Below are 15,865 nucleotides of genomic sequence, written 5' to 3'. Positions count from 1 at the left end.
AGGGAAACTGGGTTAGGGTGGCGCTAACAGAACGGGAGGCCGGCATGGCATTGAAAACGCGACACTGGGACCGGATTGGCAATGGCGGTGTGACATTTACCGAACTGGGCTTTGGCACGGCCCCGCTTGGCAACCTCTACAAAGCCATTTCCGATGAGGATGCGCGGGCCACGCTGGATGCGGCCTGGGCGGGAGGTGTGCGCTATTTCGATACCGCGCCGCTCTACGGTCTGGGGCTGTCGGAGACACGTCTGAACCCGTTTCTGCGGGGCAAACCGCGCGATGAATATGTGTTGTCCACCAAGGTCGGTCGCCTGATCCAACATTGCGCGCCAGAGCATCGCTCAGGCGTGGGCAAATGGTTCGAGGTGCCGCAACGGCGCGAGCACTATGACTATACCTATGACGGCGTCATGCGCTCGGTGGAGCATTCATTTTCGCGGCTGGGGGTGGACAGGATCGACATTCTTTATGTGCATGATCTGTGCATCTTCAGCCACGGCTCGAAGGAAGTCTCCGACATGCGGATCGAGGAATTCTTTGGTGGCCGAGGCTATGACGCGATGATCAGCCTGCGCGATCAGGGGATGATTCAGGCCATTGGCGGCGGCATTAATGAATGGGAGGTCTGCCAGACCCTCGCTGAACGAGGTGATTTCGATCTCTTCCTGCTCGCCGGGCGCTATACTTTGCTGGAGCAGGAGGCCTTGAACAGCTTCCTGCCGCTTTGCAAAAAACGCGGCATCGGGATTGTCACCGGTGGGCCCTATAACTCCGGCATTCTGGCGACCGGCGCGAAACCGGGCGCCTATTACAATTATGATCCGGCGCCGCAGACAATCATCGACCGGGTGAATGCCATCGAAGCGATCTGCACAGATCACGGGGTGCGCATGGTGGATGCAGCCTTCCAGTTCCCGCTGCTGCACCCGGCCCATGTGGCGGTCATCCCCGGCGGTCAGGGGGTGTCGGAGATGCAGGGCAACCTCGCGGCGGCCCAGGCCGACATCCCATCGGCGCTTTGGGAGGATCTGAAAGCCAAAGGTCTGATGCGTGAGGATGCGCCGACGTGAAGATCGACGCGCACCAACACTACTGGCAACCCGCACGGGGTGATTATGATTGGATGTCGCAGGATAATGCCGTCCTGAACCGGCCCTATTGGCCCGCAGATCTTGCACCCTCACTCGCACGTCATGACATTGATGGCACGGTGCTGGTGCAGGCGGCAGCGACGGTGGAGGAGACCGAATACATGCTGGGCCTGGCCGATGCCACCCCGAGTGTCAAAGGCGTCGTTGGCTGGATCGACTTTGATGATACCTATCACCTTGCATCCCTGAAACGGTTGGCCAGACATCCAAAGTTTCTCGGCGTGCGCCCGATGATCCAGGATATCCCCGAAGTCGACTGGATGCTGCGTGATGAAATCCAATGGGCCTATCGGACGATCGTCGATCTGGACCTGACCTTCGACGCGTTGGGGTTCCCGCAGCATCTGGCAAATTTCCAGACGCTTCTGGCGCGCTATCCGTCGATGCGCGTGGTGATCGATCACGTGATGAAACCGCAGATCCACGAGGCAATGGCGGGCCGGGAGGCCTTCTCTGACTGGGCTGCGGGAATAACGCGGCTCGCCAAGGATACGAGTGCGTATTGCAAGCTCTCCGGCATGGTGACCGAAGCGGCAGATGGCTGGACCATCGAGGACCTGCGCCCCTTCGCAGAACATGTTATCGACGCGTTTGGACCGGCACGGGTGATGTGGGGGTCGGACTGGCCGGTCTGCAGGCTGCAGGCGGAATATGACGTCTGGCATGACACGGCGCAGGCGCTGACGGCGCATCTCAGCGCGACAGAGCGCGCCGACATATTTGGCGGCAGCGCTGTGCGGTTTTACCGGCTGCGCTGAGCCGCCAGAAAATCTTCGACCTTTCGGGCGGTGATGTCTGCGCGCGCGTGCAAGGGCGTGGCAATATGCAGCGCGGCCGCAGCCTGCGCAAAGGAAATCGCCTGGGCGACATCTGCGCCCGACACCACACAAGAGGCCAAGGCACCGACGAACATGTCCCCTGCCCCATGGGTCGATACCACATCAACCGAATGCCCCGGGTAGAATTGCCGATCATAGCGCACGCCGTCCGCGCCCAGGGTCTCCAGCAGGGGCACGCCCGGCGATGGATATGCCGCGGCCTCAACCCGGTTCACGATGATCAAATCGATCAGGCTGACAAAGGCATCTGGCAAGGCACGCACAGGCGCTGCGTTCAACCAGACCTGAACGCCGAGCGCCTTGGCTTTTTGCGCAACCGCCGTGTTGACCGCCTGCGGGATTTCATTCTGCAGCACCACAAGCTGCGTGCTTTCCGGCACGATAATGGCGTCCGCATCGATGTTCAGATTTGCCGCCGATACGATCACTGCGCCGTACTCGCCCTGATCGTCCACGATGGCCCCACTCATACCGCTTGGTCCTGCGTCGCTTTGCAACTGGCGGTGATCGAGGCCTGCGTTTTTCAGCTCCGCGCGGATCATATCGCCAAAACTGTCAGCCCCCGCCCGACCGGCGAAACTGACCTCTGCGCCCAATCGTGCGGCGGCAACCGCCTGATTGCCTCCCTTACCACCAAACACATAGTCAACCGACCTGCCGGTTACGGTTTCATCCAGCACCGGCAAATGCGGCGCACGCAGCACGACATCAAGGTGCAATGCCCCGACGACGAAGAGGCTCACGCCAGCATCGCGTTTTGCACAATCCGCATGGCCATCGGCGCATTCTGACGTGAAATCGCGTCCTGCAATTCTGCGTTTCCGACCAGACCCGCGGCAATGCCCCGCAGTTTCTGCACCACCTCGATATTGGTGCGCGCCTCTTCGACCGGATCAAGGCCGGAATGATCGGGGAAGGTGTCAAAATAGAGTGCGCCATCATAGCCGGACCGCGCAAGCTCCACCAAAAGCTCAATCGTTTGAATGGGATGCACGGCCCCTACCATCAGGCCATTGTCCCATTTGCCGTAACCATCATTGAGGTGCACCCCCAATATGCGCGCATGCCGTGCCACCAGCGCTGCGGCAAATGCTGGCATTTCATCCGCATAAAGCACATGGGCAAAATCAAGCGTCACACCGGTATTCGCACGCCCAATGTCCTTGAGCGCGAGCAAGGTTGTTGCGACATCCGGCATCAGGGCGAATGCGCGCGGCTCGTTGGGTTTGTATTCCAGCGCAATGTCTATGCTTGGATTGTGGTCGGCCACTTCGGCCATCGCGGCAAGCGTGTGGTCCCACGCCTGCGCGTAATGCATCTGGAACGAGTAATCGAAACCGTCCTGCCCCATCCAAAGGGTCATCAGACGCCCGCCCATCTCGGCCAGAACATCAAGGCCGCGTTTGGTCTCATCGATGGCGGCCCGGCGCACCGCGGCATCGGGATGGGTAAACGCCCCCAGCTTATACCCGGGATCGGTATAGTAGCGCATGGCCATCCCGTTCAGCACCATGCCGTTGTCCTCCAGGGCGGTTTTCAGGTCCGCCGGTCGGTCATTTACAAAGTGATCGGGATAGTTGAGATCGGCAGCGTTCAGGCCAGCCGTGGCCGCCCGCGCCAGCAAGTCCGCCGTTGTGACCGTGTTTTTGCCGGGCCAATAGGCATCTGCACCGATTTTGAAAGCATTCAGGCGGGCGGCGAAACGGGGCGTATCATGTGCAGTCATGCGCCGAGACTACGCACAACACGCAGCGGGTGGCAATTTGCATTTCACGCGCCGGTCCAGGGTCATAGGGATCAGGCAAATCAAGGCCCTGCGCTGGTCTTTCCATATCCCTGCAAGGCGGTGGACAGCGCCGCCCGCATCCTGTGCACGGCCTCTTCCTTGACGGGTCCAAAGCCACGCACATCCATGATCAGCCCGGCAATCCGCACCGCGTCTTCATGGTTTTCACGCGTCAGCCCAGATTTTAGTTGCTCCAGCAGGTCACGATATTCACCGATCAGCGCCCGCTCCATTTTGCGTTCACTTGTCTTGCCAAAGAGATCCCAGCGCGTGCCCCGCAAGCCTTTCATTTTCGCCAATACTCTAAAGCCTCCGCGCACCCAGGGGCCAAAGGACCGTTTGCGCGGACGCCCCCGTGCGTCTTTTCCGGCGGGGATAAGAGGGGGGGCCAGATGATGATAGACTTTGAAATCGCCCTCAAAACGTTGGTATAAACCTTCGATGAAGCCCGTTTCGCTGTGCAATCGGGCCACCTCATATTCATCCTTGTACGACATGGTTTTGAAAAGTCCCTTTGCCGCCGCTTGGGTCAACGCTCCCGGCGCGCCCAGCACCCGTGTTTCCGCCTGTTTTATGCTGTCAATCGCATCCAGATACTGCGCCGCCCAATTGTCGTTTTGATAGGCCGTCAAAAAGGCCGCGCGGAGCGCGATCAATTCCTCGATGGTTTCGGCGCTTTTCAAAGGCAGGTCGGCTGCTTTCTCCACTTCATCCGGGGCATGAACAGCGATCCGCCCCCAGGTGAAAGCTTGCTTGTTCTGCTCCGGCTTGACCCCGTTCAGATCGAGCGCACGCATCAAAGCCGCCTCGCTCAAGGGCACCAACCCCGCCTGCCAGGCGGCCCCCAGCATCATGACGTTGGCAAATACGCTGTCCCCCAACAACGCCTCGGACAACGCATTTGCATCCAGCGCGGCCAGATCCGCATCCAGAACCTGCGCAATCTGCTGCAACCGCGTGGCGGCGCTGAGGTCGGCATCGCGGTTCTGCACCAGATCGCCCGTCGGCATGAGCGCCGTGTTGACGACCCCGCGCGTTTTACCGGCGCGATAGGTCATCGACGCTTTTGGCGAGGAACTGACCACCAGATCACACCCGATCAATGCATCGGCGGAACCGGGCTCGATCTTTGCCTGATGCACCCCCTCCGGTGTGTTCGACATGCGGATATAGCTGAGAACCGGGCCAAATTTCTGGGCAAACCCCATGAAATCAAGAACGGTTGTGCCCTTCCCTTCCAGATTGGCCGCCATCGCAATCACCTGCCCGACGGTCACCACACCGGTGCCCCCCACACCGGTCACCAGAATGTCCCAGGGCGTTTGCAGCGTCGGCATCTCGGGTGGCGGAAGATCACGTTTTAGCTGATCAAATGCATCCCCAGCGGAGGCCCTGCCGCGTTTGCGGAGCGTGCCGCCTTCGACCGTCACGAAACTGGGGCAGAACCCGTTGAGACAGGTAAAATCCTTGTTGCAGGAGTTGAGATTGATCTGCCGCTTGCGGCCAAATTCGGTCTCCAATGGCTCAACGCTCAGGCAATTGCTTTCGACCGAACAATCACCGCAGCCTTCGCAGACCAGCGGATTGATGACGGCAAACCGTTTTGGGTCCACCAGTTTTCCACGTTTACGCAAGCGCCGTTTTTCGGTGGCACAGGTCTGCTGGTAAATCAGGACGGTCGTGCCCGATATCTCGCGCAGCTCGCGTTGTATCCGGTCCATCTCCCGGCGGTGTTCGATTCGCACACCCGCCGGGAAATCCGCGCGTCGGAAGTTTTCAGGGTGGTCGGAAACAACTACGACCTTTCGCGCGCCTTCTGCAATCAGACTGGCCGCGATGCCCTGCACCGAAATGGGCCCGTCGACGCCCTGCCCACCGGTCATCGCCACCGCATCGTTGAACAGGATTTTATAAGTAATATTGGTGCCCGCCGCGATGGCCTGGCGCACCGCCAGAGAGCCAGAATGGTAATAGGTTCCCTCGCCGAGGTTTTGGAAAATATGCTTGTTTCCGTTGAACCTGGACCGGGCGACCCAATTCACCCCCTCGCCCCCCATCTGGATCAGCGACGTGGTTTCGCGGTTCATCCAACTGGCCATGAAATGGCAGCCGATCCCCGCCAATGCCTCGCTGCCCTCTGGAACCTTGGTGGAGGTGTTATGCGGGCAGCCTGAGCAGAAATAGGGCGTGCGCGTCGCACCGGGGACATCGATCAGTTTTGGCGGCGGGACCGCTTTTGCCGCCAATTGCGACAATTTCAGACCGGGAGTGTTCTGATCAAGCCGCCTGGCGATGATCTCGGCCAGCATCACGGCGCCCAATTCATGCGTCCAGGGCACAAGCCGCTCGCCTTTCTCGTCCCGTTTGCCCACCATGCGTTGCGGTTTCTGGCCCGGAAAGTCGTAAAAGTGCTCCTTGAGCTGGCTTTCGATGATCCCGCGCTTTTCCTCGATCACCAGCAATTCCTGCTTGCCTTGTGCGAAGTCCAGCGCCCGTGTCGGCTCCAGCGGCCAGACCATGCCGACCTTGTAGATATCGAGACCCAGATCTGCCGCCATCTCCTTGTCGATCCCCAACAATCGCAGCGCTTCCAGCACGTCGAGGTGGGATTTTCCGGTGGTCACAATACCAAACCGGGCATGTGCGTGGCCCCATTCGACGCGGTCGATGGGATTAGCGCGGGCAAAGGCCAAGGTGGCCGCTTTCTTGGCCTCCATGCGCTCTTCGATCTGAGGGCCCGGCAAATCTGGCCAGCGGTAATGCAGCCCGGTGTCCGGTATCGCATGATCAGGTGTCAGGAAATCCCGATCCGCGGGCACTTCAAAGGACATGCCCGACTCGACGGTCTCGGAGATCGCCTTGAACCCGACCCACATGCCGGAATATCGCGACAGGGCATATCCCCATTCGGCGAAGGGCAGGAACTCAGCCACATTTGCCGGATTCATCGTCGGCATGAAAAAATTCATGAAGGCGACGTCCGACTGATGCGGCATGGACGAGGAAACACAGCCGTGATCATCGCCAGCCACCACCAGCACACCGCCATGTGGGGACGACCCATAAGCATTGCCATGTTTGAGCGCATCCGATGCCCGGTCCACCCCCGGCCCCTTGCCGTACCAGAGCCCGAAGACGCCCAAACAGTCCTTATCCGGATCGGTTTCCACCTGCTGCGTGCCGATCATCTGGGTCGCGCCAAACTCTTCGTTGATGGCAGGTAGAAAGGTGATCCCGGCGTCTGCAACGACATCCTTGTTGCGCGCAATCTCAAGATCAACACCGCCCACTGGCGACCCGCGGTAGCCCGATATATATCCGCGGGTGTCCAGACCGCGCGCCCGGTCGCGCCGGGCCTGATCCAGCGCAATCCGGATGATTGCCTGCGTGCCGGTCAGGAAAACCCGGCCGTTGGTACGTGTGTAGCGCTCCTCCAGCTCGTAGTGCTCAAGAATGGTGGTCTGATCGGTCATCCGCAATCCGCTTCCTGTTTCAGGTGGCATTTGTTGCGCGCAATTCTAACGCGGCATGGCAGGAGTAAACTCTCAAAATTTGTCAAGTTATGCGGAATAATGATAGCTATATTTCAGATACTAATCATCAAGTGAAATAAATGAAGCTACTGAACGCTCTTGAGACCCGCCTACTCACCCTGCTGCAACGCGACGCCTCCGGCAGCGTGGCAGAGCTTGCAAAAGCAACCAACAGCTCGCCCGCGACCTGCTGGCGACGGTTGCGCAATCTGGAAGATCGGGGGATTTTGGGGGCAACGGTTCGACTGGTCGATCCGGCGGCTGTGGGCCGCAGTATGGACGTGTTCTGCCAGGTGCGCATGACGTCCCAAAGCACCAAATCCCGCCAGGATTTTCAGCGCGCCATGGCGCTTGAGCCTACAATTGTCGAGGTTTATTCGATCTCGGGCGATTGGGATTATCTGCTGCATCTGCTGGTGCGGGACATGGCGGATTTCGAAACCATCCTGATGAGCCGCGTGCTAGAGCATAAATGCGTCGCCAGCACATCGACACTCTTCGCGCTGCGCCGGATCAAACACACCACGGAAGTGCCGGTTTAGGGATCGTCGTTTCCCTAGCCATGACCAGAACAGCGGGTTTCAGTTGACAAAAAAAGAGCGCACCAATGGCACGCTCCTTTTTATAGATTGTGAAATCGGTGGATTACTTCCAGCCCACTTCATTGAAAATCTTCTGCGCAGCAGGCACGTTTTTCGCGACCTTGGAGAGGTCAACCGCGTCAGGCTTGAACTCACCCAGTTTGGACACGCTTTCACTCAATGCCACGTCCGGCACAGCGGGGAATTCATCGTTGCCCGCAGAGAAATACTGCTGCGCCTGATCGGAGGCGAGATATTCCATGAACTTGATCGCGTTTTCCAAGTTCGGCGCATTCGCCGCTACGCCACCCCCCGACAGGTTCATATGCGCGCCTTCCGCATCCTGAGCCGGGAAAACCCACCCGATCTTGTCGACATCAGCGGTCACGCCGGAGACGTCTTTGCGCAGCGCCCGCGCGAAATAGTAGGTGTTGGAAATCGAGATATCACATTGACCGGAGACCAGACCGCGCAATTGATCGGTATCGCCGCCTTCGGGTTCGCGCGCAAAATTATCAACCACACCCTGTGCCCAGGCCTTCGCCGCCTCTTCCCCGTGGTTTTCAATCACGGCGGCCAGCAGGGTCTGGCTGTACACATTCGACGATGACCGGTGGCAGACCATGCCCTTGTACTTCGGATCCGCGAGCGAGACATAGTCAACCGGTGGTTCGGTCACATCCGCCTTGTCGTAAAAGACGATCCGGGCACGCTGCGAAAAGCCGAACCACTGATTGTCGCTGTCCTGCAGGTTGGCAGGGATGCGCTCTTCGAGCACGGCGCTCTCAATCGATTGCAAAACACCGGCATCCTTCGCCCGCTCCAGGCGGGAGGTGTCCACGGTCAGCAGCACATCGGCGGGTGAATTTGCGCCCTCAGCCTCCATGCGCGCAATCAGTTCGTCCGCCTTGCCTTCGATGCGGTTGATGGTGATGCCGGTCATTTCGGTGAAATCGGAATAAAGCCGTTCGTCGGTGTCATAGTGGCGCGACGAATAGAGGTTCACCTCACCTTCGGCATATGCAACGGAGGCGGCGCCTCCGAGTGCCATTGCAGTAAGCGCGGTGAGTGAAATTGTGGATCTTGCCGACATTGAGAACTCCCATGGGTTAAACCTTATTAATTTACTCAATTACTGATTCCCTGGGGGAAATCAATATTGTTGATAAAAATACTTGGATAAACGGGCGCTTTCTGATTATTTTAATCAGATATTGCGATATCGGCAAAAGCAGCGTCCATAAACGCCAACTTTTGTGATCCGGTCAGGTGGTCCCGATCTGGCGGTGAAAAAACACGCGCGCATGCTGCAGCGATGAAATGCTACATGATGCGCGCGATATGTCCGGTTCTGTCAGATCAGCCAATCGGTAGATCAGAAAACAACAAAGTCCTTCTTGCCATAGCCCCGGCGGCGGGCGCAGACCTCATAGCCCTCGCGGTCGCCGTCATCGTTGGTATTGCCCTCAAGGGTCTGAAACGAGGAGGCTTCCGCCTTGGTGACCAACCCGACGTGTGTCCAATCCGTTGAGGTGCGGCGCACCAGAAAGAGCGAACCCGCGGGCACAGTGCTGGCGGTCGCATCCCGTTCGCGCAAGAACAATCCGGCGCTCTTGGCCTGTGCTGCAAGCGAATCGCAGGAGAAGGAGCCCTTGATCGGCATGGGGAGATTGAGCATTTCACAGGCCTGTTGCATGCAGAATGTCGTGAACCCGGCGCACCACGCCCAGGGCTTGCCCTCGTTCCCTTTCATATACATGCGCACCCAGGGCCCGCGATTGGCCCCGCCAACTTCCAAAGGATGCTCTTTAAGATGCGCCTTGGCGTAGGCGATCACGGTGTCAGAATAACTCATGTTCTTCTTGATCTTGGGGCTGAGCGTGCGGAGCATCGGGGCGACAAATTTATTGTGGGTCGCTTCATCTACGACGCCTGTGACCGGCAGGCGGCTTGCAGACTGGAAATCCTGAACCGCGTCCTTGGTTACGCCGCCGAAATCGGCGTCAATCGATACCTGATGGTTGTGCAGGCAAAGCCATTCCTGAACGCGCCGCGCCGCGGTGCCACGCTTGCCGGATGCGATATTGCCGGGAAAGGCGACTTCTTTCTCGATCCAATTGGCCAGTTGAGAAATGTCGTTGTCAAAAGTATACATCGTTGGACCTCATATTTTTGAATTGAATTGGATTTGGTTCTTGAATAGAGGTCAAAAATTGCGACCTCCTCACTCAACCGAACGTTCTTATGCTATGGCGACATCTCGAAAATTCCTGATTTTGCTCATTGGCGTGGGCGTGCTGGGCGCTGCGGTCTGGTGGATGCGTCCGGACCCTGTCACGGTCGAAGCGCTGATTTCGGAGGCTGCGTCGCGCCAGATTGACCGCCCCGTGGCCGTCAAGATTGAGATGCAGAACCAGTCCGACGATTGGGCTTTTGTCTGCGGCACGGTGACCGAAGCGGATGGGACGGTTTTGGAAATCGGTACCGGCGCTTCAGAGGCAGCGTATGAAAGCGATGCGTTCTGCGCGCTGGCGAAAATCAGTGACATGACTGAACTCTCCGAGTTTGACTTTGGCTCGACGGACATGCCCGCTATGGACTGGCTGGAAAAATACAACCTAGACCCCGCGATCCTCTCTTCCGACACCCAATAATTGCGGTGTGATCGCCTTGCCGGTCGCGTCTGCTCGACCCGGGCACGGATGAGACGGCGCGCTAGAGCCCGACCGCGCCAACGGCTGCGTTGACCACAAGGCTGATCAGCCCGACACGAAATTGTTCAAGCTTCTGTTTCGCAAGGCCTTTTGCCTTCAACGCATTCAACTCAGCCAGGCCCTCGAGGCTGCGGATCAGCAGGTTGAATTCGCTTTTGGTCAGGTGACCCTGCGCCAGCGCCTTTGTCCATTTTGGCAGTTTTTCCCGCGTCATCTCGATAAACTCAGACGCGTCTTCCTTGGCCGGGTCTTTCCATTCCTGAAACAGGTTCTGCGCCAGTTCGCCAGCACCGTCCTTTACCGAATTCGAAAAGGTATCCCACACATCGTCTAGATTAGGCATTATCAGCCCTCCACATTACCCGCTGCCTTGCGTCCCGTTTCAAGTTCGATGATCCGATCGAACTGGAGCGCCAGTACGGATGAAAATTCTTCAACAAAAAACTTGCTCATCTTGCCACCCGGCGCCTTGCGCCACTGATTGACGAAATCCGCCAGCGACCCGCCATCAGGGTCCACAATGATGGCCCATTGCTTGGCCGCAGATTGCGCTGCCTCGTTGCCCCGACCCTTGGCGAATTCATGAGCAGACGCCGCATCAATTAAGAGTAGGTCAGCGGTCTGTTCGTGTTTTGAATAGCTTTCCGTGCCCTTGGCCACGAGCGCAAGGCTGCGCGCTTTCAGCGAAGTTGCCTGTTTGTAGGCTTCAGCGGAATAGGGATCTGCCAGTCGGTCGCACCCAATCAATAGTGCGAAAACCAGCCCAAACAGTGCAATCAAACGAATTGGGACTCGCCTCAAATTCATCGCGTAAACCCCCTAAAATGTGTTCCGCCGAAATAAAAAATGGGCGGATATGATAAAAAATACGGTCCCAGAAAAAAAGCTTGGGATGCTACCTAAAAGAGAACATGAAGCTGGACCTGTCAAGACTGGCGTTTTTTGTCGGTCGTATGGCGTGGCTTTCTTGGCAAAGTCAGAAGGGGCAGAAAATGACCTCAAACATCTGATAAAAAACAATTTTCACAAACACACTATCGTTCAGATCACACCCATGCAGCGGGATTGAAATCGCACAGCAAAGAGCATGGGAACCGCAAAACAAAACACCGCCACGAGGTGCGTGACTGTGTTTTTGTGCAGATCGAAAACTCAGACGGTACCGCCGAGGCTCCCTTCAAGCTCGACCATCTCCTGCCCCCCGGCCATCATATCCTGCAACTCCTCAGGCGTGATGTCTCCACGCTCTGCCGTGCCCAGCGTTTGCCCACGATTGAGGACGGTGAAACGGTCCCCCACCGCCATTGCGTGGCGGACGTTATGCGTGATGAAGACCACCGCGATGCCCTGTTTGCGCACCTTGTCGATGGTCGCCAACACGTTCGCGGTTTGCCGCACCCCCAGCGCGCTGGTTGGCTCATCCAGGATCAGAACCTTGGCACCGAAATGCACGGCGCGGGCAATGGCCACGGTCTGGCGTTCGCCGCCAGAGAGGGTGCCCACCGCCTGATCCGGCCCGCGCAGGTTGATCCCCATCTTGCGCATCTCTTCCATGGTAACGCGGTTGGCATAGTCGTGATCGAAAAAGTCGATGGGACCGATTTTCTTTACGGGTTCGTTGCCCATGAAGAAATTCCGGCTGACCGACATCAGCGGGATCATCGACAGATGCTGGTGTACCGTCGCGATACCCGCTGCCATCGCGTCACGCGGATCGGCAAAATCAAGCGGCTTGCCTTCGAAGATGATCTCGCCCGCGGTTGGTTTATGCACCCCGGACATGGTCTTAATGAAGGTCGATTTGCCCGCGCCATTGTCGCCCAGCAAGCAATGGCATTCACCGGCGAAGACATCGACCGACACGCCCGCCAAGGCAATCACGCTGCCAAAGTGCTTTTCGATGTCCTTCATCTGGATGATTGGATCGGCCATTAGCGTTCTCCCGTGATGATGCGGCGGATGTAGGTGTTCAGGATCACCGCAAAGAGCAAGATGACACCTAAGAACACTCTAAACAGGCTCGACTCAACGCCCGCAAAAAACAGCCCCTGCTGGACGACGCCGAAGATCAGCGCGCCCAGGGCCGCCCCGATCACCGAGCCATAGCCGCCCGTCAGCAGCGCGCCGCCGATGACCACGGCGATGATCGCCTCGAACTCCTTCAGCAGGCCGCGATCCGCCCCCGCCGAGCCAAATTCCATCACCTGGCATACCGCGAAAACGGTCGCACAGAAGGCGGTGAACATGAACATGAGGACTTTTACCTTGTTGACCGGCACACCGGAATTTCGGGCCGCTTCGGCGTCCCCCCCGGCAGCGAAAATCCAGTTGCCGAACCGTGTGCGCGTCAACAGAATGTGGCCAAAGACGATCAGGATGATCGCCCAGATAATCAGCATGGGGATGCCATCGACAACCGGCTGACCTGCCCGGCTGCCGCGTTCAAAAACGCCGATGATACCCATATCGCCGAGCCATTGGAAAACCGGTTGGCCGATTTTACCACCGAAGATCGGCGCCAGCCAATCGCCTTCGGCTGCGTCACGAATGCCGCCGATGATGGTTTTGCGCTCAATGGTTTGCGGGATGTAGATGGTGAAGCCCCGCAGGATAAACAGGAAGGCCAGCGTCACAATGAAGCTGGGCAGGCCCGTACGCACCACGATCCAGCCGTTGAGCGCCCCAAGCGTACAGCAGATCACGAAAGTGATGATGATCGCGATCCACATCGGCCAGGCCAGAACGACGCCGAACACGGCGATCATCATACCGGCGAAACCGATCATCGACCCGACGCTAAGATCGAACTCGCCGGAAATCATCAGCAGGCAGGCGCCGACGGCAATGATCATGAATTGCGCCGAAACAATCGACCAGTTCATCACGCCCTGGCTGTTAAACATCCCGCTGTCGAATGCAAAAAGTGCAAAGAGTGTGAAGACGGCAAAGGTTCCGACAATGCCACCCAGTTCCGGACGGATCAGGGCGCGGCGCAGCGGGGATATCTCCTTGATCCGCTCGTCTGTTTGCGTGGTCTCTGCCATAGCGTGTCCCTCAGCTTGCAGAATTGGAAAAAGGCGGCCCCCCGGACAGGAAGGCCGCCTGTGGTTTTGGGATCAGATCACCGGAATTCGCCGGCAAACTCTTCCACTTTGGCCAATGCGTCCTTGGTGACGAAACCCGGGCCGGAGTTGATGTTATTGCCGGGCAGCACGCCATAGCGATCCCAGTTGGCAAGGATGACAACAGGCATATAGGCCTGCAGGAAAGGCTGTTGGTCGATGCCCCAGTTGATGGTGCCGTCCTTGATGCCTTTGACGATTTCCTCGCCCAGATCGAAGGTGCCGAAATGGATGTCACCGGCCATGCCGTTTTCCTGCAGCGCGGCAATGGTCGGATCAGCAGAGACCGGACCCAGCGTCAGAATGCCGTCGACATCAGGATTTGCCGAGAGATAGGCCAGAACCTTGTTCTTGATCTCGGACGGGTCGGTGCCGCTGTCCATCATCGAACTGCCAAGATCAATGCCCAGGCCATCCGCATAGCCTCGGCAGCGTTCGCCCACCGTGGGCTGCTGGATGGCGTGGTTCACGCAGAGGAAATTGGTCACCCCCTCATCCTTGGCCCGCTGACCAGCGGCAAAGCCTGCGTCATATTCAGGCTGACCCACATACATCAGCGCCCCGATTTCCCGGGCCTGTTCCGGTGTGCCGGTGTTCATGATGATCACGTCGATCCCCTGATCGACGGCGGCCGTGATCGGCCCTTTCAGCACGTCGAAGTCCGCCAGCGTCGTGATGATCCCATCCGGGCCGGATGCGGTGGCCTGCTCGATGATGCGTGCCATATCGGCAATGTCACCTGTCGGCGGGTTACGGTACTCGACCTCGGCGCCCACTTGCTCACCGGCCAGTGCGATACCGTTCTTGATCGTGTTCCACCAGGTGTCGCTGTCCGGCGCGTGGCTGACCAGAATGTATTTCTCACCTTCTGCCGCGGCTGTCTGCGCGGTCATGAAGGGGGCCGCAACAATTGCTGTCGCCAACACCAGTTTCTTCATCAATGAAGTCATATTGTCCTCCCAAGGATCACCGTTCTCATGGCAAAAGAGCGACCTGCGCCGCCTCTCCGACTCAAGCTAAGCACACCCTCCGTTTTTTTGCAACCGGTTGCAAAAATACTCTTTGAATTTCATACTACCGCAAGCGTATGGCTGCGCGGCAGACGCAGAACGCCAAAGGGAACGGACGAGAGACGATGGCCATTACATTGAAAGAGGTTGCAGAACGCGCCGGGGTTTCCCGGTCTGCGGTGTCGCGCGCCTTCACCGATGGGGCGTCGGTCTCCGAGAAAATGCGCCGCAAGGTTGAGAAAGCCGCGCGTGAATTGGGGTACAGCCCAAATGCGCTCGCCTCCTCTTTGACCACCGGGCGCACCAAGCTGATCGGGCTTGTGTCGAACAACTTTCACAACCCGATTTTCCTGCAGGTTTTCGACCTCTTCACCCGCGGATTGCAGGATCGCGGATTGCGCCCCCTGCTGGTCAACCTGTCTGACGAGACCGATCCCGAAGCCTCCGTTCGGATGCTGCGGCAGTATTCCGTCGACGGTGCGGTTGTTGCCTCCTCCACCTTGCCACCCGGCTTTGCGCGCGCCTTTCGGGACGCGGGCGTGCCGGTTGTGCACAGCTTCGGGCGCTCTTCGAGCACGCCTCAGGTCCATGTTGTCGGCATCGACAACGTGGAATGCGGGCGCATGGCCGCGCGGACACTGATTGCGCGGGGGTATCGCAGGCTGGCCTTTCTGGGTGGTCCGCAAAGCGCCACCTCGACCCAGGATCGGTACACCGGGTTTTTCGATGTGCTGAACGCGCACCCCGAGGTCGAAACAAGCCATTCCTTTGCGGATGCCTATTCCTTTGACGCCGGACGCCGCGAAATGCTGCGCCTGCTGGAAACCACCCCGGCGGAAGCGTATTTTTGCGGGGATGATGTGCTGTCGATTGGCGTTCTATCCGCGATTACCGAAAGCGGGCTGAAGGTGCCCGATGATATCGGCATCATCGGGTTGAACGACATGGAAATGGCGCGCTGGCAAAACATCGACCTGACCACGATCCACCAGCCCATCCGGCAAATCGTGACCTCCTCCATCGAGCTGATGGTGGCGATGCTGGATGAGCCAGACCGCTACCCGGAGGCGCGCATCTTTCCCTGTTCCGTCATCGAACGAGGGACCCTGAGGCCCCTCCCCTGAAC

15 protein-coding genes are annotated in these 15,865 nt (G+C 58.4%); 5 read left to right on the top strand and 10 right to left on the bottom strand.

Going from position 1 to position 15,865, the window contains the following annotated elements:
- The first annotated feature begins 44 nt into the window (after positions 1-44).
- Both Q1A20_RS15350 and Q1A20_RS15345 read left to right on the top strand, forming a co-directional pair.
- Positions 45-1,073, top strand: coding sequence for an aldo/keto reductase (locus tag Q1A20_RS15350; protein WP_299917453.1), 1,029 nt, complete (start codon positions 45-47; stop codon positions 1,071-1,073).
- Positions 1,070-1,912 (top strand): amidohydrolase, encoded by an 843-nt coding sequence (locus Q1A20_RS15345; protein ID WP_299917450.1) that lies wholly within the window; start codon positions 1,070-1,072, stop codon positions 1,910-1,912. The genes Q1A20_RS15350 and Q1A20_RS15345 overlap by 4 nt, the downstream gene beginning before the upstream one ends.
- Here Q1A20_RS15345 and Q1A20_RS15340 read toward each other — a convergent pair.
- The 3 genes from Q1A20_RS15340 to Q1A20_RS15330 all read right to left on the bottom strand — a co-directional run bounded on the left by Q1A20_RS15340 (position 1,897) and on the right by Q1A20_RS15330 (position 7,252).
- Positions 1,897-2,736, bottom strand: coding sequence for a PfkB family carbohydrate kinase (locus tag Q1A20_RS15340; protein ID WP_299405682.1), 840 nt, complete (start codon positions 2,734-2,736; stop codon positions 1,897-1,899). The two genes, Q1A20_RS15345 and Q1A20_RS15340, sit on opposite strands and share 16 nt — an antisense overlap.
- Positions 2,733-3,719, bottom strand: coding sequence for a sugar phosphate isomerase/epimerase (locus tag Q1A20_RS15335; protein WP_299405685.1), 987 nt, complete (start codon positions 3,717-3,719; stop codon positions 2,733-2,735). Before Q1A20_RS15335 ends, Q1A20_RS15340 begins: the two co-directional genes overlap by 4 nt.
- Positions 3,720-3,799: 80 nt before the next feature.
- Positions 3,800-7,252, bottom strand: a complete 3,453-nt coding sequence (locus Q1A20_RS15330) for an indolepyruvate ferredoxin oxidoreductase family protein (protein WP_299917446.1) — start codon at positions 7,250-7,252, stop codon at positions 3,800-3,802.
- A gap of 140 nt (positions 7,253-7,392) precedes the next feature.
- Here Q1A20_RS15330 and Q1A20_RS15325 point away from each other — a divergent pair, with 140 nt between their 5' ends.
- On the top strand, positions 7,393-7,854 hold the full coding sequence (locus tag Q1A20_RS15325) for an Lrp/AsnC family transcriptional regulator (protein ID WP_299502981.1): 462 nt from the start codon (positions 7,393-7,395) through the stop codon (positions 7,852-7,854).
- Between the two features lie 103 nt (positions 7,855-7,957).
- On the opposite strand, the gene Q1A20_RS15320 is transcribed toward Q1A20_RS15325, so the two are convergent.
- Together Q1A20_RS15320 and Q1A20_RS15315 are read right to left on the bottom strand one after the other, a co-directional pair.
- On the bottom strand, positions 7,958-8,986 hold the full coding sequence (locus Q1A20_RS15320) for an extracellular solute-binding protein (RefSeq protein ID WP_298970632.1): 1,029 nt from the start codon (positions 8,984-8,986) through the stop codon (positions 7,958-7,960).
- A gap of 282 nt (positions 8,987-9,268) precedes the next feature.
- Complete coding sequence (locus tag Q1A20_RS15315) at positions 9,269-10,048, bottom strand: peptidoglycan-binding domain-containing protein (protein ID WP_299917443.1); 780 nt, start codon at positions 10,046-10,048, stop codon at positions 9,269-9,271.
- 94 nt (positions 10,049-10,142) lie between these two features.
- On the opposite strand from Q1A20_RS15315, the gene Q1A20_RS15310 reads away from it, so the two are divergent.
- Positions 10,143-10,547, top strand: a complete 405-nt coding sequence (locus Q1A20_RS15310) for a hypothetical protein (RefSeq protein ID WP_298970628.1) — start codon at positions 10,143-10,145, stop codon at positions 10,545-10,547.
- A gap of 61 nt (positions 10,548-10,608) precedes the next feature.
- On the opposite strand, the gene Q1A20_RS15305 is transcribed toward Q1A20_RS15310, so the two are convergent.
- The 5 genes from Q1A20_RS15305 to Q1A20_RS15285 all read right to left on the bottom strand — a co-directional run bounded on the left by Q1A20_RS15305 (position 10,609) and on the right by Q1A20_RS15285 (position 14,679).
- A complete protein-coding gene (locus Q1A20_RS15305) occupies positions 10,609-10,950 on the bottom strand; it encodes a hypothetical protein (RefSeq protein WP_298970626.1) in 342 nt (113 codons plus the stop codon).
- A 2-nt stretch (positions 10,951-10,952) separates the two neighbouring features.
- The gene (locus tag Q1A20_RS15300; protein WP_299917440.1) at positions 10,953-11,267 is read right to left on the bottom strand and encodes a hypothetical protein; all 315 of its coding nucleotides are present in this window, start codon (positions 11,265-11,267) and stop codon (positions 10,953-10,955) included.
- Positions 11,268-11,759: 492 nt separating this feature from the next.
- Entirely contained in the window at positions 11,760-12,539 is a 780-nt protein-coding gene (locus Q1A20_RS15295; RefSeq protein WP_298970623.1) for an ATP-binding cassette domain-containing protein, read from the bottom strand.
- Positions 12,539-13,651: an ABC transporter permease gene (locus Q1A20_RS15290; RefSeq protein WP_299917437.1), complete on the bottom strand. Its 1,113-nt coding sequence runs from the start codon at positions 13,649-13,651 to the stop codon at positions 12,539-12,541. The genes Q1A20_RS15295 and Q1A20_RS15290 overlap by 1 nt, the downstream gene beginning before the upstream one ends.
- 77 nt (positions 13,652-13,728) lie before the next feature.
- Positions 13,729-14,679, bottom strand: a complete 951-nt coding sequence (locus Q1A20_RS15285; RefSeq protein ID WP_298970618.1) for a sugar ABC transporter substrate-binding protein — start codon at positions 14,677-14,679, stop codon at positions 13,729-13,731.
- Positions 14,680-14,864: 185 nt separating this feature from the next.
- Here Q1A20_RS15285 and Q1A20_RS15280 point away from each other — a divergent pair, with 185 nt between their 5' ends.
- The gene (locus Q1A20_RS15280) at positions 14,865-15,863 is read left to right on the top strand and encodes a LacI family DNA-binding transcriptional regulator (RefSeq protein ID WP_298970616.1); all 999 of its coding nucleotides are present in this window, start codon (positions 14,865-14,867) and stop codon (positions 15,861-15,863) included.
- Positions 15,864-15,865: the final 2 nt, after the last annotated feature.

Origin of the sequence: uncultured Roseobacter sp. (assembly GCF_947501835.1) — a bacterium.
GTDB lineage: Bacteria > Pseudomonadota > Alphaproteobacteria > Rhodobacterales > Rhodobacteraceae > Roseobacter.
Note: the sequence above shows the minus strand (reverse complement) of the source record. Positions and strands in the feature narration are given on the sequence as shown.

Excerpts from the sequence above, each read along its gene's own strand:
- Q1A20_RS15315 (WP_299917443.1), bottom strand. The coding sequence starts at position 10,048 with ATGTATACTTTTGACAACGACATTTCTCAACTGGCCAATTGGATCGAG.
- Q1A20_RS15350 (WP_299917453.1), top strand. The coding sequence starts at position 45 with ATGGCATTGAAAACGCGACACTGGGACCGGATTGGCAATGGCGGTGTG.
- Q1A20_RS15305 (WP_298970626.1), bottom strand. The coding sequence starts at position 10,950 with ATGCCTAATCTAGACGATGTGTGGGATACCTTTTCGAATTCGGTAAAG.
- Q1A20_RS15335 (WP_299405685.1), bottom strand. The coding sequence starts at position 3,719 with ATGACTGCACATGATACGCCCCGTTTCGCCGCCCGCCTGAATGCTTTC.
- Q1A20_RS15295 (WP_298970623.1), bottom strand. The coding sequence starts at position 12,539 with ATGGCCGATCCAATCATCCAGATGAAGGACATCGAAAAGCACTTTGGC.
- Q1A20_RS15320 (WP_298970632.1), bottom strand. The coding sequence starts at position 8,986 with ATGTCGGCAAGATCCACAATTTCACTCACCGCGCTTACTGCAATGGCA.
- Q1A20_RS15325 (WP_299502981.1), top strand. The coding sequence starts at position 7,393 with ATGAAGCTACTGAACGCTCTTGAGACCCGCCTACTCACCCTGCTGCAA.
- Q1A20_RS15280 (WP_298970616.1), top strand. The coding sequence starts at position 14,865 with ATGGCCATTACATTGAAAGAGGTTGCAGAACGCGCCGGGGTTTCCCGG.
- Q1A20_RS15285 (WP_298970618.1), bottom strand. The coding sequence starts at position 14,679 with ATGACTTCATTGATGAAGAAACTGGTGTTGGCGACAGCAATTGTTGCG.
- Q1A20_RS15330 (WP_299917446.1), bottom strand. The coding sequence starts at position 7,252 with ATGACCGATCAGACCACCATTCTTGAGCACTACGAGCTGGAGGAGCGC.
- Q1A20_RS15290 (WP_299917437.1), bottom strand. The coding sequence starts at position 13,651 with ATGGCAGAGACCACGCAAACAGACGAGCGGATCAAGGAGATATCCCCG.
- Q1A20_RS15310 (WP_298970628.1), top strand. The coding sequence starts at position 10,143 with ATGGCGACATCTCGAAAATTCCTGATTTTGCTCATTGGCGTGGGCGTG.